The sequence below is a fragment of the Parvibium lacunae genome (assembly GCF_003335215.1).
In the GTDB taxonomy this organism is placed as follows: Bacteria; Pseudomonadota; Gammaproteobacteria; order Burkholderiales; family Burkholderiaceae_D; genus Parvibium; species Parvibium lacunae.
Genome location: NZ_QPGB01000006.1, coordinates 133,189 through 155,404, shown reverse-complemented (window position 1 = coordinate 155,404; position 22,216 = coordinate 133,189). Strand labels below are relative to the sequence as shown.

Below are 22,216 nucleotides of genomic sequence, written 5' to 3'. Positions count from 1 at the left end.
ACGAAACCGAGGATTTTTTTCCACAAAGTTATCCACAGAATGTGTGCATAGGAATAAATCCTACAATAGCGCCAAGCAGTTAGCGCAACTTCTCACAACTTACTTTAAGTTTGTTTCACATAATGCCAAGTCCATGCAATCCCCCCTGTTGATCGCTCAAGTCGTGTTAGATGTACCCTTACCGGGCCCATTTGACTACCTCCTTACCGCACCCTGCGAACACCGGCAGGACTTGCGCGGGCGGCGTGTATTGGTGCCTTGGGGTAAACAAACCAAAATCGGGCTTATCTGGGATACTCAAACCCAAACCGAACAGCCGGTAAATAAGCTCAAGGCAATTCTTGCTGTGCTTGACGATATTCCGGCGCTAGACACAACCTGGCGGGCCCTCATGAGTAGCGTAGCCGCTTACTACCACAAGCCACTCGGCGAAGTTGCATTGCAGGCGCTGCCCGTGCTCTTGCGGCGGGCGGAACCTTATCGTCGTGCTACGGGTCATCCACCCGCCTCTCGTTCAATCAAGCTCTTAGAGAAGCGCGTACAAAAATGGTTGGCGCAACCCAGCAGCCCCTCACCGAGCCTCGCCAAAACATTAAACAGCGCACAGCAGGCAGCCTTGGCGGTCGTTCAAGGCGCCCTGGCAGCAGGCCGTTTCCAATGTTATTTACTGCACGGAATTACCGGTAGCGGCAAAACAGAAGTGTATTTACAGGCGCTGGCAGAATGTCTTGCGCGTGGCCAACAAGCTTTGCTATTGGTCCCAGAAATCAACTTGACCCCACAGCTTGAAGCCACCTTACAAGCACGCTTCCCGCAGCATCCCATCGCCTTACTCCATAGTGGCCGTAGTGACGGTGAGCGCGCCGTCGCTTGGCTTGCCGCCTGTCGAGGCGAGACGGCTTTAATGGTAGGAACCCGCCTTGCCGTGCTTACGCCGTGCCCCAATCTAGGGCTGATCATTGTTGACGAAGAGCATGACCCCTCATACAAACAGCAAGAAGGGGTGCGTTACTCGGCCCGGGATGTCGCCATTTTACGGGCGCAACAGCTTGGCATTCCGATTGTCTTGGGCTCAGCAACCCCAGCGCTGGAAAGTTGGCAGCATAGCCAAACCGGCCGCTATCACGCGCTGCCTCTACCCGAGCGTGCCATTGTCGCAGCGCAATTACCGCAAATCCAGCTGATCGACATCCGCGCCGGCAAACTCCAGCATGGCTTGAGCCAAGCAGCGCTGGCTGCTCTGGCGGAGAATCTGACGCGCCAGCAAACCAGCCTCGTGTTTATGAATCGACGCGGCTTTGCCCCGGTATTGCAATGCCAGCAATGTGGCTGGGTCTCGCAGTGCCGCCACTGCAGTGCTTATAGCGTTTTTCACAAGGCAGATGGGCGTTTACACTGCCACCATTGTGGCTGGCAGGCCATCGTACCCAAACATTGTCCCCAATGTGGCAATCTCGATATCATTCCATTGGGCTATGGCACACAGCGTATCGAAGATTTTCTGCGCCAACACTTCCCGGCGGCTCGCATCATTCGTATCGATGCCGACAGCACCAAAGGTAAAGTCGGCGCCCAGCCGCTGCTGGCCCAAGTCCATGCCGGCGAGGCAGATATCCTAATTGGCACCCAAATGGTCGCGAAAGGCCATGACTTTAAAAACCTCTCGCTCGTGGTTGCGCTCAATGTAGACAGCGCGCTCTTTGCGCAGGATTTTCGAGCACCAGAACGCCTCTTTGCGCAGCTTATGCAAGTAGCGGGCCGCGCAGGGCGTGATGGCCTGCCCAGCCAAATGCTGATTCAAACGCAATACACCGATCACCCGCTGTTTAATGCATTACAACAGCATGATTACCCAAGCTTTGCCACACAACAATTAGCCGAGCGCGAGAGCGCGCAATTGCCACCATTCGCCTATCAGGCGCTTTTTCGAGCCGAAGCACCGAACTTGAGTGACGCAATCGCATTTTTGCAAGCACTACAACAGCAGCTCGCGCAGCAAGCTTTGCTGCGCGTCTATGAGCCTGTGCCCCTCAATCTTGTGCGCGTTGCAGGCAAAGAGCGTGCTCAACTACTGATAGAAGCGAATCAGCGCCCCCCGCTACATCTGGCCCTCAAAGAGGCGCTGGTGTATCTCGCCAGCCAGAAGAAAAGCCGGGTTAAATGGAGCCTCGATATAGATCCGCAAGAGATTTGAATTACCCCTGACGGATTACTTGAACCGCTTATTTATTCTTGAAGTATCAATTGATTGCTCAGCGCTGCATTGCTATTGGCTTCAATAACCAGATTCAGTTATTCTTCAACTGAGTTGTTCTATACCAAAATACAAACAGTAAAGAACAATATTAATCGTGAGCGAATCATGACTACCATAGTGGATTGAATGCTAGGAGAAATAAATGTGGTCTGTCCCCCTTTTCTTTCTTATTAGTGGTCTGTCCCCTATTGTTCTTTGTTGTACGTTTGCTTATGCGCAATACATGTCTTTAGGTTTGGGGAACACTTTGTATTATGACTGCATGCTGCGTCCGCGTTAACCTGTTGATCTTAATCTCTCTCTTATTGGCTTCCTGTTTGTATTCAGGCGCTACTAGCTTATTGGCCTTTGCCAATGTTGCTAATGAGGCTAGGTATGGCCAAGAATTATTTAGTGTCTATTCTCGTGGTGGGCAGTTTCGTGAACTGCAAATGGACGACATTACATTGATTACAGCTAGTAATAGTTCTATTTTGGTACACAAACAAAGCATTCGAACTCTGGAAGAAGCGTCCAGCTATGACAGTAGGAACGGACAGTTAATTATATCGATCGGTTTTGAGAAGATACCCAATGATTTTATGGTAATAGGCCAACCTCACATTTTTCAAAATGGCAAAATTTATCGAATAGAAAAAGCCTATCTGAGTGATTTATCTTCTCCCCAGTTTGTGATCAATCATCCTAATCTTGTAGAAAATAGATTAGAGCTTGCATTGCCTCTTACAATGGATCAAGAAAAACTGATTGATTTTAAAAAAAGATATCAACCTAGACGCAGAGTAGTATTAAAACTTATATTTGCTCTTACTCCAAAAGTTACTCGTTTCAGTTTGCAAGGGTTGAAAATTGATACACCTAAGCATGGTTTACAAAATCTTGAAATCTTGTACGAATCATTACAGACAAATTTGTAATTAGAAGAGCAGTAGGGGCACCCATTAGCCGGATGCTGTCAAGCGAGTAAGCGAAGCCATAGCGGCATGAGCCGCCGATTGTAAAACAACGTTCCCTATTTGCATTAACCGATCACGTCCGTTTCTTCAACATATGGCTGCGATGAATCGCGCCAGACACCCATCAGGATCAAGCGAATGGCGATGACGCTGCCGCTCGCCCTAGCGGTTTGCCGCTCCAGAAAACGGAGTTTCAGTGTAGGCTAACATGAGCGTAGCGAATGCTAAACGCAGTGGCCGGAACTAAGAACCTTGGTGCCGCAAAGTGTCCAGTGGGCTCATCACAAACCCGTGGCTAGCGCTTCTCTGGTGCCAATCCCTGAGTGGCTGACCTTGCGGGCGATCCGCGTTAACGACAAATTGGTGACAGCCGCCAACGTCCAATTCAGATCAGTTGTTTGTAGAGTTAGGCTCTAGGGGTTAGGCAGGCTACAATGCGTTGTTCCTTTTGTCTTCCCTGTGGCTGTAGTGTCTGATCTTTCTTCTCTTAATCCTGCGCAGCGTGCGGGGGTGGTTTATCTGGATGGCCCTTGCCTGTTACTGGCAGGGGCTGGCAGTGGTAAGACCCGGGTAATCACGCAAAAAATCGCTTATCTCATTCAAACTTGTGGTTATGCGGCCAAGCATATTGCGGCGTTAACGTTTACCAATAAAGCAGCGCTGGAAATGCAAGAGCGGCTGGCGAAGCTGTTGCCGGGCGGCGCCGCTAAAGGCGTTACGGTTTGTACTTTTCATTCTTTGGGTGTGCGGTTGTTACGTGCAGAGGCTGCTGAGCTTGGGCTAAAACCGCAATTTTCGATTTTAGATAGCGAAGACTGTTTGGGCATTTTGCAAGAGGTGTTGGCCACGACAGATAAGCGGTTGTTACGGCAAGCGCAGAGCCAAATTTCATTGTGGAAAAATGCAGGGCTGACGCCACTACAAGCCGCCCAGCTTGCGTCTGGTGAGCTGGAAAGCCAAGCCGCACGGGCTTTTGCGAGTTATGCGGCAACATTGCAGGCCTATCAGGTCGTCGATTTTGATGATTTGATTCGGTTGCCAGCGGCGCTGTTGCAAGAGAATGCTGTGGTGCGCGAGCGCTGGCAAAATCGCTTGCGTTATTTGCTGGTTGATGAGTATCAAGACACCAATGTCTGTCAGTATCGCCTGCTTAAACAGCTCGTGGGGGTGCGGGCGATGTTTACTGCGGTCGGCGACGATGATCAGTCAATTTATGGCTGGCGCGGCGCAACGTTAGAAAATCTACGCGATTTACAAGCAGATTTTCCCGCCTTGAAGGTGATTAAACTGGAGCAAAACTACCGCTCATCAGTCAATATTTTGCAGGCTGCCAATCGCGTTATTGCGCATAACCCCAAGTTGTTTGAAAAAAAGTTGTGGTCAGAGTTTGGCATGGGCGATCCTGTCACGGTGGTACCCATGAATGACGAAGAGCACGAGGCAGAGAGTGTCGTTATTCGTCTGCAAGCGCATAAATTCGAGCGGCGCGGGCAGTTTGCTGACTATGCCGTGTTGTATCGCAGTAACCATCAGGCACGTGTGCTGGAGCAGGCTTTGCGCAAAGAGCGGATTCCTTATGTGCTATCTGGTGGTCAATCTTTTTTTGATAAAGCCGAGATCCGTGATCTCATCAGTTATTTGCGCCTGATTGCAAATGCGGATGATGACCCTGCGTTTATTCGGGCGGTAACCACACCCAAGCGGGGTGTTGGCAGCGCCAGCTTAGAGGCGCTCGGTCAATATGCAGGTGCTCGTGGCATGTCTTTATTTGCCGCATTATTTGAAGCGGGGGCCGAACAAGCCGTGCCAGCGCGGCAGCTCGCACCATTGCGCGAGTTTGGTGCGTTCATTAATCGGCTTTCTTGGGAAGCACCCAAGGCACCGGCGGGAGAGCTCTTAAATGAGCTGCTCAAAGCGATAGGCTATGAAGCTTGGTTATATGAGACGCAAGACGAACGCAGTGCGCAAAGCAAATGGCAGAATGTGCTTGATTTTGTGCAGTGGCTGGGCAAAAAGGGCGAGGAAGACGAAAAAAACTTGCTCGAACTCACGCAAACCGTGGCGCTGATCAATATGTTGGAGAGACAAGACGAGATGCCAAACGCAGTGCATCTTTCCACCTTGCATGCGGCTAAGGGCTTGGAGTTTCCCCATGTTTTTTTGATTGGGGTTGAAGAAAACATTTTGCCCATGCTGCGCCCTGACGATGACCTAGAGGCAGCCGCATTGCAGGCGCGTATCGAAGAAGAGCGACGGTTGATGTATGTCGGCATTACCCGTGCGCAGCGTTCATTAACCGTTACTTGGTGTAAAAAACGCCGGCGGGGGCGTGACTATCAGATCAACGAGCCGTCACGCTTTATTGCCGAGATGAATCTAGCCGAGGCTTCACCCGCGCAGCCACAAGCGCAGCCGGGTAACCTTTCCAGTAAAGACCGACTGGCGAATCTTAAAGCCTTGCTCAATGAAAAAAAGGCATAAAAAAACCCGCACAGGTGCGGGTTTAGGGCGCGACTCAAATGCCGATTGGCGCTTGAAATGCCGCTTATTTGACGGCTGACAGCATGTAGCCAACAGCCGCTTTCATTTCCTCATCGCTCGCATTGCTGCCGCCACGTGGGGGCATGCCACGAATCCCTTTAATCGCTTGGGCGGTGAGGGCATCATGACCTTCTTTCACACGGGCGGCCCAGGCTGCTTTGTCGCCAAACTTAGGTGCGCCAGCAGCACCGGCTGTGTGGCAAGCGGCACAGTTGGCTTCATACACTTTTTTACCATCAACCGCTGCTACGGGAGCTGCGCTGGGAGCGGCGGGTTCTTTCAGGTTGCCACCGGATTGATTGGCCATGTAAACCACGGCACGGGCAATTTCAGCGTCTTCAAAGGCGCCTTTTTGGGCTGGCATGGCGCCTTTGCCGTTGAGCGCAGAAGCCAATAATTTTTCCAGGCCCTGCTTAATGCGGCCGCCCCATGCGGCAGCGTCACCGACCTTAGGCGCACCTGCGGCCCCCACTGCATGGCAAGCCGCACAGGCTTCTTTGTAGACGGTTTCACCGGTTTTAAGGCTGGCGGCACCGCCCGCGCCTTTAACTTCAACTTTCGCCACCGGCGCTAAGCGCTCTGCAATCGCTTCAGGCGTGTAGGCGGCGGAATGGTTGGCGTCTTTGGTGCTGTTAGCCGAGAACGTGGCGAGCAGAATAATCAGAAAAATCGGCACCACAAAGGCCAAAATAACCAGATTAATTAATTGTTTGGGCGTTTTAATGAACGATTCGTGTTCGTGGTCACTCATGGCGGCGTCTCGTTAAAGTTACTGGAAAATAGCCTCGCATTATACTGGCGCCGAGCGCTTTCGGAAATCGCTTTGCTAAATATTGCTGAGGGGTTATCACGGGTAGCCTAGATGAGGGCAACACAGATTGTTATTCGTGCCAGCTGTGCCTACTGCGCTAGGCCACAATCCCAGCGCGTCGCCCCCGGTGTGTTGCGGCGACAAACCAGCATATTAGGCATAAATTGGACGTGGTGTACAAAAACAGGTATGCTTCGCCTCCGCTCAGAGCGACGTCGATGCTTGGCGTCAGCAGTAGATGTAGGTCTATATTGAGCCCTTGCTACATTGCCTGCGCGGCCGTAGCTCAGCTGGATAGAGTACTGGCCTCCGAAGCCAGGGGTCGTGGGTTCGAATCCCGCCGGTCGCGCCACCCGTTCTATTGCCTGCTTAGGCGGCAACCTTGTTTTTATCTATATTTTTCCGATGTTGTTGCGCTGCAGATGCAAGTCAGCCGGATTTTTTTACGCTGCGGGCTTGACAAGCACAGTGCTATCCAGAATAATCTGCGGTTCTCTCCGGAGGGGTGCCCGAGTGGCTAAAGGGGGCAGACTGTAAATCTGTTGGCTTACGCCTACGCTGGTTCGAATCCAGCCTCCTCCACCAAATTACAGTGCAAGTTTTTTTCGCGACGAGCCGAAACAAACTTGTGCAGCTAGCGGTACGGTAGGCGATGTTGGCGGGAGTAGTTCAATGGTAGAACCTTAGCCTTCCAAGCTAATGATGCGGGTTCGATTCCCGTCTCCCGCTCCAGTCTAGGTTAGGTTGTCTTGAGAGGGCATTTGCCCATGTGGCTCAGTGGTAGAGCACTCCCTTGGTAAGGGAGAGGTCGGCAGTTCGATCCTGCCCATGGGCACCAAATTGCATTCGCCGCGTGTTGCGGCAGCCCAGTGGTGCTGTTGGGTGATTTGGTTATTAGGTAGTGGTTTAAATCCAGCGAAAGTTAAATTAAGCGAAGGAGTCGGTGATGGCAAAGGAAAAGTTTGAACGGACGAAACCGCACGTAAACGTGGGGACGATTGGTCACGTGGATCATGGTAAGACGACGCTGACAGCGGCGATCACGACCGTGCTATCGAGCAAATTTGGTGGCGAAGCCAAAGCCTACGACCAGATTGACGCAGCGCCTGAAGAAAAAGCACGTGGTATTACCATCAACACCGCCCACGTTGAATACGAAACCGAGAACCGCCACTACGCCCACGTAGACTGCCCTGGTCACGCTGACTATGTTAAAAACATGATCACTGGCGCAGCCCAAATGGACGGCGCGATTCTCGTGTGCTCCGCCGCTGACGGCCCCATGCCCCAGACCCGTGAGCACATCCTCCTGTCCCGTCAGGTTGGCGTGCCCTACATCATCGTCTTTCTGAACAAAGCCGACATGGTGGATGATGCAGAACTGCTCGAGCTGGTCGAAATGGAAGTGCGTGAGCTCCTCTCCAAATACGACTTCCCTGGTGATGACACCCCCATCATCAAAGGCTCCGCTAAACTCGCCCTCGAAGGCGACAAAGGCGAACTCGGCGAACAAGCCATCATGAAACTGGCTGAAGCCCTCGACACCTACATCCCCACTCCTGAGCGTGCCGTAGATGGCGCCTTCCTCATGCCCGTCGAAGACGTATTCTCCATCTCTGGTCGTGGTACCGTGGTGACCGGCCGTGTTGAGCGCGGGATTGTCAAAGTTGGCGAAGAGATCGAAATCGTCGGTATCGCCGCCACCCAGAAAACCACCTGTACCGGTGTAGAAATGTTCCGCAAACTGCTCGACCAAGGTCAAGCCGGTGACAACGTCGGTATCCTGCTGCGTGGTACCAAGCGTGAAGACGTTCAGCGCGGTCAAGTATTGGCCAAGCCTGGTTCAATCACTCCACACACCAAATTCAGTGCTGAGGTTTACATTCTCTCCAAAGACGAAGGTGGTCGTCATACCCCCTTCTTCAATGGCTATCGTCCGCAGTTCTACTTCCGTACCACCGACGTAACCGGCAGCATCGCGTTACCTGAAGGTACTGAAATGGTGATGCCTGGTGACAACATTGCGATGAAAGTGGAATTGATTGCCCCTATCGCGATGGAAGAAGGTCTGCGTTTTGCGATCCGTGAAGGTGGCCGTACCGTCGGCGCCGGCGTCGTCGCTAAAATCGAGGCGTAATTTGTAGTACAATGCGCGCCCCGCCTTGTGGTGGGGTGCTTTTGTTTTGTGACGGTTTAGGGGCGTAGCTCAATTGGCAGAGTGCTGGTCTCCAAAACCAGAGGTTGGGGGTTCGATGCCCTCCGCCCCTGCCAAACCTTCACATGTCATGCTGCTGCGCTTGTAAAGCGCGGCTAACACGAATATTTCTATGTCCGCATCAAGTGTTGAAACAGTGAATGTGACCGCTGATCGTATCAAAGTGGCTCTCGCAGCGCTACTGGTCGGGGCTGGCATTGTGGGCTTTTATGTTTTGCCAGAACAGCAAGTCGCCGCCCGTGTTGGTGCTGTGTTGGCGGGCTTGGTGCTGGGTGTAATTGTTTTTTTTCTCTCGGCTTCCGGTAAGCAGCTATGGGCTTTTGGTCAGGATGCTATACGTGAAGCGCAGCGAGTGGTTTGGCCAACTCGCAAAGAAACCCTACAGATGACCGGAATCGTCTTTGTTTTTGTGGTGGTGATGGCCATTTTTCTATGGACAACAGATAAAACCCTTGAATGGGTGCTGTACGACTTGATTCTCGGTTGGAAAAAATAATGACGACAGGAAACAAGCGCTGGTATGTGGTCCATGCCTATTCGGGTATGGAGAAAAGTGTGCAGCGGGCCTTGCAGGAGCGTATCAACCGTGCTGGCATGCAAGATTCGTTCGGCCAGATTCTGGTGCCAACAGAAGAGGTGGTTGAGGTGCGGGGCGGTAAAAAAGCGACCACAGAGCGTCGCTTCTTCCCCGGCTATGTGCTGGTTGAAATGGAAATGAATGATGAGACTTGGCACTTGGTAAAAAACACCAATAAAGTCACCGGTTTTCTAGGCGGTAGCGGTAGTCGCCCTGCGCCGATCTCGCCGAAGGAGGTCGAAAAAATCTTGCAGCAGATGCAAGATGGCGTAGATAAGCCAAAACCGAAAGTGCTGTTCGAAGTCGGTGAGTTGGTGCGGGTTAAAGACGGCCCGTTTACCGATTTCAATGGCTCGGTTGAAGAAGTCAATTACGAGAAAAACCGCTTGCGTGTCACTGTCACGATCTTTGGTCGTGCCACGCCGGTAGAGTTGGAATTTGGTCAGGTAGAAAAAGTCTAACGCGCACCCGCGTGTTGGCCTGGGGTAAGCGAAAGCCCCTTAGTCTTTCGCCGAGGAGCTGTTGCTGATTGCAATAGCGTTACTACTCAACACAAGGAGCCATCATGGCAAAGAAAATTGTCGGCTTTATCAAGCTGCAAGTCCCTGCGGGCAAGGCAAATCCTTCCCCACCTATCGGCCCGGCATTGGGCCAACGCGGTCTCAACATCATGGAATTCTGCAAGGCATTCAATGCCCAGACTCAAGGCGTCGAGCCGGGTCTGCCCATTCCAGTCGTGATTACTGCCTACGCGGACAAGTCCTTTACGTTCGTGATGAAAACTCCCCCAGCAACCATTCTGATCAAGAAGGCGGCTGGTATTCAAAAAGGCTCGCCCAAGCCTCATACCGATAAAGTTGGCAAGTTGACCCGTGCGCAAGCCGAAGAGATTGCTAAAACAAAAATGCCTGATCTGACTGCGGCCGATATGGATGCAGCAGTGCGCACGATTGCTGGTAGTGCGCGCAGTATGGGTATTACTGTGGAGGGCGTATAAATGGCTAAGTTAACAAAGCGTGCAAAACTGATCGCGAGCAAAGTTGAGCGTAATAAATTTTATCCTTTGGCGGATGCATTGGTTTTAGTGAAAGAGTGCGCTACTGCCAAGTTTGATGAGTCGATTGATATCGCTGTTCAGTTGGGCGTTGATCCCAAGAAATCTGACCAAGTTGTACGCGGTTCGGTCGTGCTGCCTGCTGGCACCGGTAAAGATGTTCGGGTTGCGGTGTTTGCGCAAGGTGACAAAGCGGAAGCTGCTAAAGCGGCGGGTGCTGAAATCGTCGGCATGGAAGATTTAGCTGAGCAAATCAAAGCTGGCAACATTAATTTCGACGTGGTGATCGCGTCTCCCGATGCGATGCGCGTAGTGGGTACGCTCGGCCAAGTGCTGGGTCCCCGTGGTCTGATGCCTAACCCTAAAGTAGGTACCGTAACGCCTGATGTGGCGGGTGCTGTGAAGAATGCCAAAGCGGGTCAAGTGCAGTACCGGACGGATAAAGCCGGGATCGTCCACGCGACGATTGGTCGCGCCTCATTTGGCGCAGACGCACTCAAAACCAACCTGCTTGCCTTGATCGAGGCGCTGAACAAGGCTAAACCTGCTTCTTCTAAAGGGGTTTATCTGCGTAAAGTCGCTGTATCAAGCACCATGGGTGCTGGTGTGCGCGTAGATACGCAAACATTGGCTGCGTAAGGGAAAAGAATTGGATTTGCCTCTTGTTAATCGGGAGGCAAATCGTTGTGCTTTGGGCTGCTGCGTTGGTTGATACCCGCACAGTAAGCCGTCAAAGACCGTTGGGGATGGAGCGCTTTAGTTAGCTGCCACGTCTTAAAAATTAACCCAGCGTAGATGGCGACCCCGAAGGAAGATGTTGGTAGTCTCCGGATGAAAACGTTTTACCGTCAGGTTCGCCGCATGTGGAACTGGTGGCATTTAATGCTACTTAATTGGAGGTTTAACCGTGGCACTTAATCTGCAAGATAAACAAGCCATCGTTGCTGAAGTTTCGGCTGAGGTAGCCAAAGCCCAGAGCATCGTGGTGGCTGAATATCGTGGCATCACGGTTGGCGATCTGACAACACTCCGCAAAAACGCTCGCGCCAAAGGCGTTTACCTACGTGTTCTGAAAAATACGTTGGCCCGCCGCGCAGTAGAAGGGACGCCTTTTGCTGGCTTGGCAGAGCAAATGACTGGCCCACTGATCTACGGTTTTTCCGCAGATCCTGTTGCTGCCCCCAAGGTACTCAGTGACTTTGCAAAAGGCAATGACAAGCTGGTTTTGCGCGCAGGTTCTTTTGATGGCAAGTTGTTGGATAAAGCTGGCGTGCAAGCGCTTGCTAACATCCCAAGCCGCGAAGAGCTGTTGGCAAGACTGTTGGGCGTTATGCAGGCCCCTGTTTCTGGCTTTGCCCGTTTGTTGGCCGCACTGGCCGAGAAAAAGCAAGCCGAGACCGCATAAGTCTGAGCGTTTTTACGGTGCGCAGATGGCGCAACCATTACGTTTTTAATTAGGAGTTTACAAATGGCAATTAGCAAAGAAGACATTCTGGAAGCCGTCGGTGGTATGTCGGTGATGGAATTGAATGACTTGGTTAAGGCATTCGAAGAGAAGTTTGGCGTATCTGCAGCAGCAATGGCTGTTGCTGCGGCACCTGGCGCTGGTGCTGGCGCTGCTGCTGCAGAAGAGCAGACAGAGTTTACTGTTATTCTGGCAGAAGCCGGTTCTAACAAAGTGGCTGTCATTAAGGCCGTTCGCGAAATTACAGGCCTGGGCCTGAAAGAAGCGAAAGACTTGGTGGATGGCGCGCCAAAGCCAGTCAAAGAAGGAGTGGCAAAAGCGGATGCGGAAGCAGCCAAGAAAAAGCTGGAAGAAGCTGGCGCGAAAGCCGAGCTCAAATAAGTCTTTTGACGACACTAACCCGGGGGCGATTGCCTCCGGGTTTTGTCGTTTGTGCGTCTACCCCTTTTGGGGTGGCGGGTTAGAGAGTTGGGCTCTAAATCTGTGGCGTTACCGAATCGGGTTTAGTGCGGAATTCTCTCCATTTAAGTCGCTACGTACGGAGCCGACATGACATATACGTTTACCGAAAAAAAACGCATTCGTAAAAGTTTTGCGAAGCGCCCCAGTGTGCTGGATGTCCCTTTTCTATTAACTACCCAATTAGAGTCTTACGACGAGTTTTTACAAACGGGTGTGCCCGTTGCTAAACGGGACAACAAGGGCTTGCAAGCAGCCTTTACCTCTGTTTTCCCAATCGTTAGCCACAATGGCTTTGCGCGGCTAGAGTTCGTGCAATACATCTTAGGTGATTCTGCCTTTGATGTGAATGAGTGCCAGCAGCGTGGCCTGACCTTTGCGGCGCCATTGCGTGCCAAGGTCCGCTTGGTTATCCTCGATAAAGAGGCCAGCAAGCCAACCGTCAAAGAAGTGAAAGAGCAAGAAGTCTACATGGGTGAAATTCCCCTCATGACCCAGAATGGCTCTTTTATTATCAACGGTACCGAGCGTGTGATTGTGTCACAATTACACCGCTCGCCAGGCGTTTTCTTTGAACATGACCGTGGTAAGACTCACAGCTCAGGTAAATTGCTTTTCTCTGCGCGGATGATCCCTTATCGTGGCTCTTGGCTGGACTTTGAGTTTGATCCTAAGGATCTGCTGTATTTCCGGGTTGACCGTCGGCGCAAAATGCCCGTGACAATTCTGCTCAAAGCTATTGGTCTGAATCCAGAACAAATTCTGGCAAATTTCTTTGAGTTCGATCATTTCACTCTACTCAAAGATGGCGGTCAGATGGAGTTAGTGGCCGAGCGCCTGCGTGGCGAAACCGCCCGTTTCGACATTACGGACAAAGAAGGCAACGTGTTGGTGCCAAAAGACAAGCGCATCAACGCCAAGCACATCCGTGACCTGCAAGCAGCCGGCTTAAAGAAAATTAATGTGCCAGAAGATTTTCTGGTGGGCCGCGTGTTGGCCAAAAGCATTGTTGATCCCGAAACAGGTGAAATCGTTGCGAACGCGAACGACGAGTTGACCGAAGATTTGTTGGCTAAATTACGGGAAGCGGGTATCAAGCAGTTTGAAACGCTCTATACCAACGATTTGGACCGGGGTGGCTACATTTCCCAAACACTGCGCACGGATGAAACCGCAGATCAACTTGCAGCCCGTGTTGCTATTTACCGCATGATGCGTCCTGGCGAGCCACCAACAGAAGATGCGGTTGAGATACTGTTCCAGCGTTTGTTCTACAGCGAAGAAACTTATGACCTGTCGCGCGTTGGACGAATGAAAGTCAACAGCCGCTTGAATCGTCCGAATGGCGAAGGCCCAATGGTGCTCACCAATGAAGACATTCTCGACACCATTAAATTGTTGGTTGAGTTACGTAATGGCCGAGGCGAGGTCGATGATATCGATCACTTGGGTAACCGTCGCGTGCGCTGCGTGGGTGAATTGGCAGAGAATCAATTCCGCGCCGGTTTAGTGCGGGTTGAGCGCGCTGTGAAAGAACGTTTGGGCCAGGCTGAGTCAGAGCAACTTATGCCGCACGATCTGATTAATTCCAAGCCCATTTCAGCTGCAATTAAAGAATTTTTTGGCTCTTCGCAACTGTCACAGTTCATGGACCAAACCAACCCGCTCTCTGAGATTACCCACAAGCGTCGGGTTTCTGCGCTTGGTCCTGGCGGTTTGACGCGTGAGCGTGCTGGCTTTGAAGTGCGTGACGTGCATACGACGCACTATGGTCGCGTGTGCCCGATTGAAACGCCTGAGGGCCCGAACATCGGCTTGATTAATTCGCTCGCGCTTTATGCACGGCTGAATGAGTTTGGCTTCTTGGAAACACCTTACCGTAAAGTCGTTGCTGGCAAAGTGACGGACGAGATTCACTATCTGTCGGCAATTGAAGAGGCGAAATACATTATTGCCCAGGCGAATGCGGCGATTGATGGTAAAGGTAAATTGAGTGATGAGCTGGTATCCTCACGGCAAAATGGTGAATTTGTGTTGGTTGGCCCAGAACAAGTCGAGTACATGGACGTGGCACCATCCCAAATCGTTTCTGTTGCAGCCTCGCTTATTCCTTTCTTGGAACATGATGACGCAAACCGTGCCTTGATGGGCTCTAACATGCAGCGTCAGGCGGTTCCTTGCTTACGCCCAGAAAAACCTTTTGCAGGAACGGGGATTGAGCGGACCTGCGCACTAGACTCCGGCACGGTCGTTTTAGCACGCCGTGGTGGTGTTGTGGATTACGTTGATGCGACTCGTATTGTGGTACGCGTCAACGACAGTGAAGCGGTTGCCGGGGAAGTGGGTGTCGATATCTACAACCTGACTAAATATACCCGCTCTAACCAAAACACCAATATCAACCAACGTCCGATTGTGAAGCGTGGCGATGTGATTGCCAAAGGCGATGCCGTCGCCGATGGCGCTTCGACGGATATCGGTGAATTGGCCCTCGGTCAAAACATGCTGGTGGCCTTCATGCCCTGGAATGGCTACAACTTCGAAGATTCAATTTTGATTTCCGAGAAGGTGGTGGCTGATGACCGCTATACCTCGATTCACATTGAAGAATTGAATGTAGTTGCGCGTGACACCAAGCTTGGCTCGGAAGAGATTACCCGAGACATTTCCAACTTATCCGAAGGTCAACTGGCCCGTTTGGATGATTCCGGTATTGTCTATATCGGTGCAGAAGTACAGGCTGGCGATGTGCTGGTAGGGAAAGTAACGCCCAAAGGCGAAACCCAACTCACCCCCGAAGAAAAATTGCTCCGTGCGATTTTTGGTGAAAAAGCCTCCGATGTAAAAGATACCTCACTGCGCGTGCCTTCCGGCATGTACGGGACTGTGATCGATGTCCAAGTATTCACGCGTGAAGGCGTACAGCGCGACAAGCGTGCGCAACAGATTATTGATGATGAGTTGAAGCGCTATCGCCTCGACTTGAATGATCAGTTGCGTATTGTTGAGGGTGATGCGTTTGCTCGTCTAGCTCGATTACTCGAGGGCAAAGTGGCCAATGGCGGCCCCAAGAAGCTGGCCAAGGGAACCAAAATCAGCAAAGACTACCTGGCAGAAATCGAGAAGTGGCACTGGTTTGACATTCGCCTCGCGGATGAAGAAGCGGCTGCCCAACTCGAAGCTGTGAAAGACTCAATCGAGCAGAAGCGCCTGTCGTTTGACGCTGCCTTTGAAGAAAAACGCAAAAAATTAACGCAAGGCGATGAGTTGCCCCCTGGTGTACTCAAAATGGTTAAGGTCTACCTCGCGGTCAAGCGCCGCTTACAGCCTGGCGACAAAATGGCGGGCCGTCACGGTAACAAAGGGGTGGTATCTAAAATCACACCGGTAGAAGACATGCCGCACATGGCAGACGGTACGCCAATGGATATCGTGCTGAATCCGCTCGGCGTGCCCTCCCGGATGAACGTGGGTCAGGTGCTTGAAGTCCATTTGGGCTGGGCGGCCAAGGGCATTGGTCAACGCATCAACGAGATGCTGAAGCGCCAGGCTAAAGCGGCCGAAGTGCGTAAGCTGCTCGAGCAGTTGTATAACGAAACGGGTCGCAAAGAGAACTTGCAAGAATTATCTGATGACGAAGTCTTGGAGCTCGCTGATAACCTGAAAAAAGGTGTGCCGTTTGCGACGCCGGTATTTGACGGTGCGCATGAAAGCGAAATTCGTCGCATGCTGGATTTAGCTTATCCAGAAGATGTCGCCCAACGCATGCAACTGACTGAAACAAAAACCCAAGCACGCCTATACGATGGCCGTACGGGCGATATGTTTGACCGCCCTGTGACCGTTGGTTACATGCATGTTCTCAAGTTGCACCACTTGGTCGATGACAAGATGCACGCACGTTCGACTGGCCCATACTCGCTTGTTACTCAACAGCCTCTCGGCGGTAAAGCGCAATTTGGTGGCCAGCGTTTCGGTGAGATGGAGGTGTGGGCATTGGAAGCTTATGGCGCTTCCTATGTTCTGCAAGAGATGCTGACGGTCAAATCAGATGATGTCACGGGTCGGACGAAAGTCTATGAAAACCTGGTGAAAGGCGATCATGTGATTGACGCTGGCATGCCAGAGTCCTTTAACGTACTGGTCAAAGAGATCCGCTCCCTCGGTATCGATATTGATCTTGAGCGTAACTAAGCGTAGCTAGGAGAAATGCATGAAAGCACTACTTGATCTGTTCAAACAGGTACAGCAAGACGAACAGTTTGACGCGATTCGCATTGGCTTGGCTTCGCCAGAGAAGATTCGCTCATGGTCGTATGGTGAGGTAAAAAAACCAGAGACGATCAACTATCGCACGTTTAAGCCAGAACGCGACGGCCTCTTCTGCGCCAAAATTTTCGGCCCGATTAAAGATTACGAGTGCCTGTGTGGCAAGTACAAGCGCCTCAAGCATCGTGGCGTCATTTGTGAAAAATGCGGCGTTGAAGTCACGCTGGCAAAAGTCCGCCGTGAGCGCATGGGCCACATCGAACTCGCTTCGCCAACGGCACATATTTGGTTTTTGAAGTCACTGCCATCCCGTCTGGGCATGGTGTTGGACATGACCCTGCGTGATATCGAACGCGTCTTGTATTTCGAAGCGTTTGTGGTGATTGACGCTGGCATGACGCCTCTCAAGCGTGGCCAAATCATGACCGAGGATGATTATCTTGCCAAAGTCGAAGAGTATGGCGATGAGTTCCAGGCGATGATGGGCGCGGAAGCCGTCCGCGAATTACTGCGCTCTATCGATATTGATCGTGATGTCGAGATATTGCGCAAAGATTTGTCTGAAACCTCGTCCGAAGCAAAAATCAAGAAGTTTGCAAAGCGCTTAAAAGTCTTGGAAGGGTTCCAAAAGTCAGGCATCAAGCCAGACTGGATGATCATGGAAGTGTTGCCAGTGCTGCCACCCGAGCTGCGCCCGCTGGTGCCACTGGATGGTGGCCGTTTTGCGACATCAGACTTGAATGATCTGTATCGCCGCGTCATTAACCGCAACAACCGCTTGAAGCGCCTGCTGGAATTGCGCGCTCCGGATATTATCGTGCGCAACGAAAAGCGTATGCTGCAAGAAGCGGTCGATTCTTTACTGGACAACGGCCGTCGTGGTAAAGCGATGACTGGCGCTAACAAGCGTCCGCTGAAATCGCTGGCCGATATGATTAAAGGTAAGGGCGGCCGCTTCCGTCAAAACTTGCTGGGTAAGCGTGTTGACTACTCCGGCCGTTCGGTGATCGTCGTTGGTCCACAACTTAAATTGCATCAATGCGGTTTGCCCAAGCTGATGGCGCTTGAGTTGTTCAAGCCTTTCATCTTCAATCGCTTAGAAGCCATGGGCATCGCGACCACGATCAAAGCGGCGAAGAAAGAAGTCGAAGCCCAAACCCCAGTGGTATGGGATATTCTCGAAGAAGTGATTAAAGAGCACCCCGTGATGTTAAACCGGGCACCGACACTGCACCGCTTAGGTATTCAAGCGTTTGAGCCAGTTTTGATTGAAGGTAAAGCGATCCAGTTGCACCCGCTCGTTTGCGCGGCCTTTAACGCTGACTTTGACGGTGACCAAATGGCGGTACACGTGCCGCTCTCGCTCGAAGCACAAACCGAAGCCCGCACATTAATGCTTGCGTCGAACAATGTGCTTTTCCCAGCAAACGGCGACCCATCAATTGTGCCTTCACAAGACGTGGTATTGGGTTTGTATTACACCACCCGCGAGAAAATCAATGCCAAGGGCGAAGGGATGGTCTTTGCTAATTTGGCAGAACTGCGCCGTGCTTATGATAATCAGGAAGTGGAACTGAGCTCACGGATTACAGTTCGCTTACCGGAAACCACCATCAATCGCGAAAGCGGTGAGCGCAGCACGCAGCTCGTACGCTATGAAACCACGGTGGGCCGTGCCTTGTTGTCTGAGATTCTGCCTGCCGGCTTACCGTTTAAGAACATTGATAAGCCGCTCAAAAAGAAAGAAATTTCACGCCTCATCAATACCTCTTTCCGCAAGTGCGGTTTGCGTGAAACGGTGATTTTTGCTGACAAGCTGTTGCAGTTCGGTTTCTCTTATGCGACCCGTGGCGGCATTTCGATTGCCATGAACGACATGGTGATCCCTGCGCAAAAGGCTGACATCATTCATGCGGCAGAGCAAGAGGTTAAAGAGATTCAAAACCAATATACCTCTGGTCTGGTCACTCAAGGGGAGCGTTACAACAAAGTCGTCGATATTTGGGGTAAAGCGGGCGATGACGTAGGCAAGGCCATGATGAAGCAATTGTCGGTTGATAAAGTTAAAGACCGTCATGGCAATGAAGTAGACCAAGAATCCTTTAATGCCATCTACATGATGGCAGATTCGGGTGCCCGTGGTTCTGCTGCGCAGATTCGCCAGTTGGCCGGGATGCGGGGCCTGATGGCTAAGCCGGATGGCTCGATTATTGAAACACCGATCATCGCGAACTTCCGCGAAGGGTTAAACGTGTTGCAATACTTCATCTCGACCCACGGTGCGCGTAAAGGTCTCGCTGATACGGCATTGAAGACCGCGAACTCCGGTTACCTGACCCGTCGTCTGGTCGATGTGACCCAAGATCTGGTGATTATCGAAGATGACTGCGGTACCGCCGAGGGTTTCGCGATGAAAGCCTTGGTTGAAGGTGGTGAGACCATTGAAAAACTGTCTGAGCGCATCTTAGGTCGCGTGACGGCAGTCGATGTGTTGCACCCCGAAACGCAAGATGTGTTGTATCCAGCCGGGACCATGCTCGACGAAGACGCGGTTGAAACGATCGAAGCATTGGGCATTGATGAAGTGAAAGTCCGCACGCCGCTCACTTGCGAAACACGCTATGGCCTATGCGCCAAATGTTATGGCCGCGATCTCGGTCGTGGCGTCATGGTCAATGCCGGTGAAGCTGTTGGGGTGATTGCTGCCCAGTCGATTGGTGAGCCTGGCACGCAGTTAACGATGCGCACCTTCCACATCGGTGGGGCAGCCTCTCGTGCTGCCGTTGCGTCAAGTGTGGAAGCCAAATCGAACGGTATCGTTCGCTTTACCGCGACCATGCGCTATGTCACCAGCGGCAAAGGGGAACAAGTCGTTATCTCGCGCTCGGGTGAAGTCCTTATTACCGATGACAATGGTCGTGAGCGCGAACGTCACAAGGTACCTTATGGCGCGACGTTGCTGGTCGGTGATGGTAAGCAAGTTAAGGCAGGGGCACAGCTTGCCACCTGGGATCCGCTAACCCGCCCAATTATTACCGAATACGCCGGTACCGTGAAATTCGAGAACGTCGAAGAAGGCGTGACGGTCGCTAAACAGATTGACGAAGTAACCGGTCTTTCTACGCTAGTCGTGATTGATCCTAAACGCCGTGGTTCCGCAACCAAGGTTGTTCGTCCACAGGTTAAGCTACTCAACGATAAAGGCGAAGAAGTCAAGATTGCTGGTACCGATCACATCGTGAATATTGGTTTCCCTGTCGGGGCCTTGATTACCGTGAAAGATGGTCAACCCGTTCAGGTTGGTGAGGTGTTGGCGCGGATTCCGCAAGAAAGTCAGAAAACCCGTGACATTACCGGCGGTTTGCCCCGAGTGGCAGAGCTGTTCGAAGCCCGCTCGCCGAAAGATGCGGGCACCCTGGCAGAAGTGACGGGTACCGTTTCTTTTGGTAAAGATACTAAAGGTAAGCAGCGCCTAGTGATTACTGATCTTGATGGCAATGCCCACGAATTCTTGATTCCTAAAGAAAAACATGTGCTCGTGCATGATGGCCAAGTCGTCAACAAAGGGGAGTCCATCGTCGACGGCCCTGCTGACCCACAAGATATCTTGCGTCTCTTGGGGATCGAAGCCTTAGCGCGTTATATCGTCGATGAGGTGCAGGATGTTTACCGCTTGCAAGGGGTAAAAATCAATGACAAACATATCGAAGTGATTGTGCGTCAAATGCTCCGCCGTGTCGTGATCACGCAGCCGGGTGATACCAGCTTCATTACTGGCGAACAAGTAGAGCGTTCCGAAATGTTGGATGAGAACGATGCCGTTGTCGCTGCAGGTAAAACGCCAGCACTGTATGAAAACGTACTGCTCGGTATTACCAAGGCGTCCCTCTCGACCGATTCCTTCATCTCCGCTGCGTCCTTCCAGGAAACTACCCGCGTGTTGACAGAAGCAGCGATCATGGGCAAGAAAGATGATCTGCGCGGCTTGAAGGAAAACGTGATCGTGGGCCGCCTGATTCCTGCTGGTACAGGCCTGGCTTACCACCGCGCTCGCAAGGTTAAAGAAGGCATTGAGGCCGAAGAGTACGCGGCTAATGCGGCGGCGGAAGCGGCCGCACGAGAGTCTGCTAGCTCCCAGGCGCTAGCCAATGCAGAGGCGCTGTTCGCGGCACCTGAGCCGGGAGATGCAGCAGAGTAAGTGTTGCATCTCGCGAATAAAAACGGCCAGCATTGCTGGCCGTTTTTATTTTGTTAACATTGTCTAGCGCAAACGCCTGCTAGGTAAACCCACCAAGGGATTGACAAAGATTTACCCGGCGTGCATAATTCAAGACCTTCTTTTTCAATGCCCATATTCCGGGCAATCGATTGTGTAACAAGATTGACGGATATTGTTAAAGAATGACGTGGTTGGCGCTGGTGCCTTGTTTGCAAGGTGCATCGCATGGTGACATGCAGGCGTTCGCGTGCTCTGCTGCCTATCTGGCGGTATTCGGGTCGTGCACTAGTCCATCCTTTTTTATCTTCTGTCTCTGTCTAATTCGACGGAAGCAAGGCCTCTTTACTTTTTTAAGAGATTAATATGCCAACAATCAATCAGCTGGTGCGGCAAGGCCGCAGTACAGAAGTTATTAAGAGCAAGTCTCCTGCGCTGGAGAATTGCCCGCAGAAGCGCGGGGTTTGCACCCGTGTTTACACAACAACGCCTAAAAAGCCTAACTCTGCGCTACGTAAGGTGGCTAAAGTGCGTTTGACTAACGGCTTTGAAGTGATTTCCTACATTGGCGGTGAAGGCCACAACTTGCAAGAGCACTCGGTCGTGCTCATTCGCGGTGGTCGTGTAAAAGACTTGCCGGGTGTGCGTTATCACATTGTCCGCGGTTCTCTTGACTTGCAAGGCGTGAAAGATCGTAAACAAGCTCGCTCCAAGTATGGTGCGAAGCGGCCCAAAAAAGGCTAAGCCGTAGAGTCTGTTAGAGAGTGAGTGGTTGCTCATCTGGCTGGTGCCGCTGGGTAATCCCGTGAGTAAAACGAATGATTGAAAGGATGTGCAATGCCACGTCGTCGCGAAGTCCCGAAGCGGGAAATTTTGCCGGATCCAAAATTCGGTAATGTAGAAGTGTCAAAATTCATGAATGCCATCATGTTGGATGGTAAAAAAGCCGTTGCTGAGCGCATCGTTTATGGTGCGTTTGAGCAGGTGCAAACTAAGACAGGGAAGGATCCTGTTGAGGTTTTCCAGGCGGCATTGGGTAATGTTAAGCCAAGCGTTGAGGTCAAGAGCCGCCGTGTCGGTGGTGCGAACTACCAAGTGCCCGTTGAGGTGCGTCCTTCTCGCCGCTTGGCGTTGGCAATGCGCTGGCTGCGTGAGGCTGCGAAAAAGCGCAGCGAAAAAACCATGGGTCTGCGTTTGGCTGGTGAATTGCTGGATGCGGCTGAAAACCGTGGCGCCGCAGTGAAAAAGCGTGATGAAGTGCACCGTATGGCGGAGGCGAATAAGGCCTTTGCGCACTTCCGCTTCTAATTTCGGCTGGCTGCGCTTGCACCGTGTGTGTTGCGCCGCCTCGCTGTACTAGCGGTACTACCTGTGGCGGCGCGCCTGCACTGTGCGG

The 22,216-nt window shown here is 51.9% G+C and carries 15 protein-coding genes and 5 tRNA genes; 19 read left to right on the top strand and 1 reads right to left on the bottom strand.

Going from position 1 to position 22,216, the window contains the following annotated elements; all coding sequences use genetic code 11:
- The first annotated feature begins 133 nt into the window (after positions 1-133).
- The 3 genes from DU000_RS11915 to DU000_RS11905 all read left to right on the top strand — a co-directional run bounded on the left by DU000_RS11915 (position 134) and on the right by DU000_RS11905 (position 5,694).
- Positions 134-2,194 carry a primosomal protein N' gene (locus DU000_RS11915; protein ID WP_114403625.1) on the top strand — a complete coding sequence of 687 codons (2,061 nt, stop codon included), beginning with the start codon at positions 134-136 and terminating at the stop codon, positions 2,192-2,194.
- Positions 2,195-2,598: 404 nt separating this feature from the next.
- Positions 2,599-3,174 (top strand): hypothetical protein, encoded by a 576-nt coding sequence (locus tag DU000_RS11910; RefSeq protein WP_158529701.1) that lies wholly within the window; start codon positions 2,599-2,601, stop codon positions 3,172-3,174.
- Positions 3,175-3,672: 498 nt separating this feature from the next.
- The gene (locus DU000_RS11905) at positions 3,673-5,694 is read left to right on the top strand and encodes a UvrD-helicase domain-containing protein (protein ID WP_420812152.1); all 2,022 of its coding nucleotides are present in this window, start codon (positions 3,673-3,675) and stop codon (positions 5,692-5,694) included.
- Between the two features lie 64 nt (positions 5,695-5,758).
- Here DU000_RS11905 and DU000_RS11900 read toward each other — a convergent pair whose 3' ends face one another.
- A complete protein-coding gene (locus tag DU000_RS11900; protein WP_114403623.1) occupies positions 5,759-6,505 on the bottom strand; it encodes a c-type cytochrome in 747 nt (248 codons plus the stop codon).
- A 335-nt stretch (positions 6,506-6,840) separates the two neighbouring features.
- Between DU000_RS11900 and DU000_RS11895 the strand changes: the two genes are divergently transcribed.
- The 16 genes from DU000_RS11895 to rpsG all read left to right on the top strand — a co-directional run bounded on the left by DU000_RS11895 (position 6,841) and on the right by rpsG (position 22,128).
- A tRNA-Arg gene (locus tag DU000_RS11895) sits at positions 6,841-6,917 on the top strand.
- A 147-nt stretch (positions 6,918-7,064) separates the two neighbouring features.
- Positions 7,065-7,150 (top strand) — tRNA-Tyr (locus tag DU000_RS11890).
- 73 nt (positions 7,151-7,223) lie between these two features.
- Positions 7,224-7,297 (top strand) — tRNA-Gly (locus DU000_RS11885).
- A gap of 31 nt (positions 7,298-7,328) precedes the next feature.
- A tRNA-Thr gene (locus tag DU000_RS11880) sits at positions 7,329-7,403 on the top strand.
- A gap of 108 nt (positions 7,404-7,511) precedes the next feature.
- On the top strand, positions 7,512-8,702 hold the full coding sequence (gene tuf / locus DU000_RS11875) for an elongation factor Tu (protein ID WP_114403611.1): 1,191 nt from the start codon (positions 7,512-7,514) through the stop codon (positions 8,700-8,702).
- Between the two features lie 58 nt (positions 8,703-8,760).
- A tRNA-Trp gene (locus DU000_RS11870) sits at positions 8,761-8,836 on the top strand.
- Positions 8,837-8,892: 56 nt separating this feature from the next.
- Positions 8,893-9,276: a preprotein translocase subunit SecE gene (gene secE / locus DU000_RS11865; RefSeq protein ID WP_114403622.1), complete on the top strand. Its 384-nt coding sequence runs from the start codon at positions 8,893-8,895 to the stop codon at positions 9,274-9,276.
- Positions 9,276-9,818: a transcription termination/antitermination protein NusG gene (gene nusG, locus DU000_RS11860; RefSeq protein ID WP_114403621.1), complete on the top strand. Its 543-nt coding sequence runs from the start codon at positions 9,276-9,278 to the stop codon at positions 9,816-9,818. Before secE ends, nusG begins: the two co-directional genes overlap by 1 nt.
- Before the next feature lie 104 nt (positions 9,819-9,922).
- Entirely contained in the window at positions 9,923-10,354 is a 432-nt protein-coding gene (rplK, locus tag DU000_RS11855) for a 50S ribosomal protein L11 (protein WP_114403620.1), read from the top strand.
- Entirely contained in the window at positions 10,355-11,050 is a 696-nt protein-coding gene (gene rplA, locus DU000_RS11850) for a 50S ribosomal protein L1 (protein ID WP_114403619.1), read from the top strand.
- 268 nt (positions 11,051-11,318) lie between these two features.
- The gene (rplJ, locus tag DU000_RS11845; RefSeq protein ID WP_114403618.1) at positions 11,319-11,816 is read left to right on the top strand and encodes a 50S ribosomal protein L10; all 498 of its coding nucleotides are present in this window, start codon (positions 11,319-11,321) and stop codon (positions 11,814-11,816) included.
- A 63-nt stretch (positions 11,817-11,879) separates the two neighbouring features.
- The gene (gene rplL, locus DU000_RS11840; RefSeq protein ID WP_114403617.1) at positions 11,880-12,257 is read left to right on the top strand and encodes a 50S ribosomal protein L7/L12; all 378 of its coding nucleotides are present in this window, start codon (positions 11,880-11,882) and stop codon (positions 12,255-12,257) included.
- Between the two features lie 168 nt (positions 12,258-12,425).
- Positions 12,426-16,529 carry a DNA-directed RNA polymerase subunit beta gene (gene rpoB, locus DU000_RS11835; protein ID WP_114403616.1) on the top strand — a complete coding sequence of 1,368 codons (4,104 nt, stop codon included), beginning with the start codon at positions 12,426-12,428 and terminating at the stop codon, positions 16,527-16,529.
- A 19-nt stretch (positions 16,530-16,548) separates the two neighbouring features.
- Entirely contained in the window at positions 16,549-20,802 is a 4,254-nt protein-coding gene (gene rpoC, locus DU000_RS11830; RefSeq protein WP_114403615.1) for a DNA-directed RNA polymerase subunit beta', read from the top strand.
- Positions 20,803-21,186: 384 nt separating this feature from the next.
- Complete coding sequence (gene rpsL / locus DU000_RS11825; RefSeq protein WP_114403614.1) at positions 21,187-21,564, top strand: 30S ribosomal protein S12; 378 nt, start codon at positions 21,187-21,189, stop codon at positions 21,562-21,564.
- Between the two features lie 93 nt (positions 21,565-21,657).
- Positions 21,658-22,128, top strand: coding sequence for a 30S ribosomal protein S7 (gene rpsG / locus DU000_RS11820; protein ID WP_114403613.1), 471 nt, complete (start codon positions 21,658-21,660; stop codon positions 22,126-22,128).
- Positions 22,129-22,216: the final 88 nt, after the last annotated feature.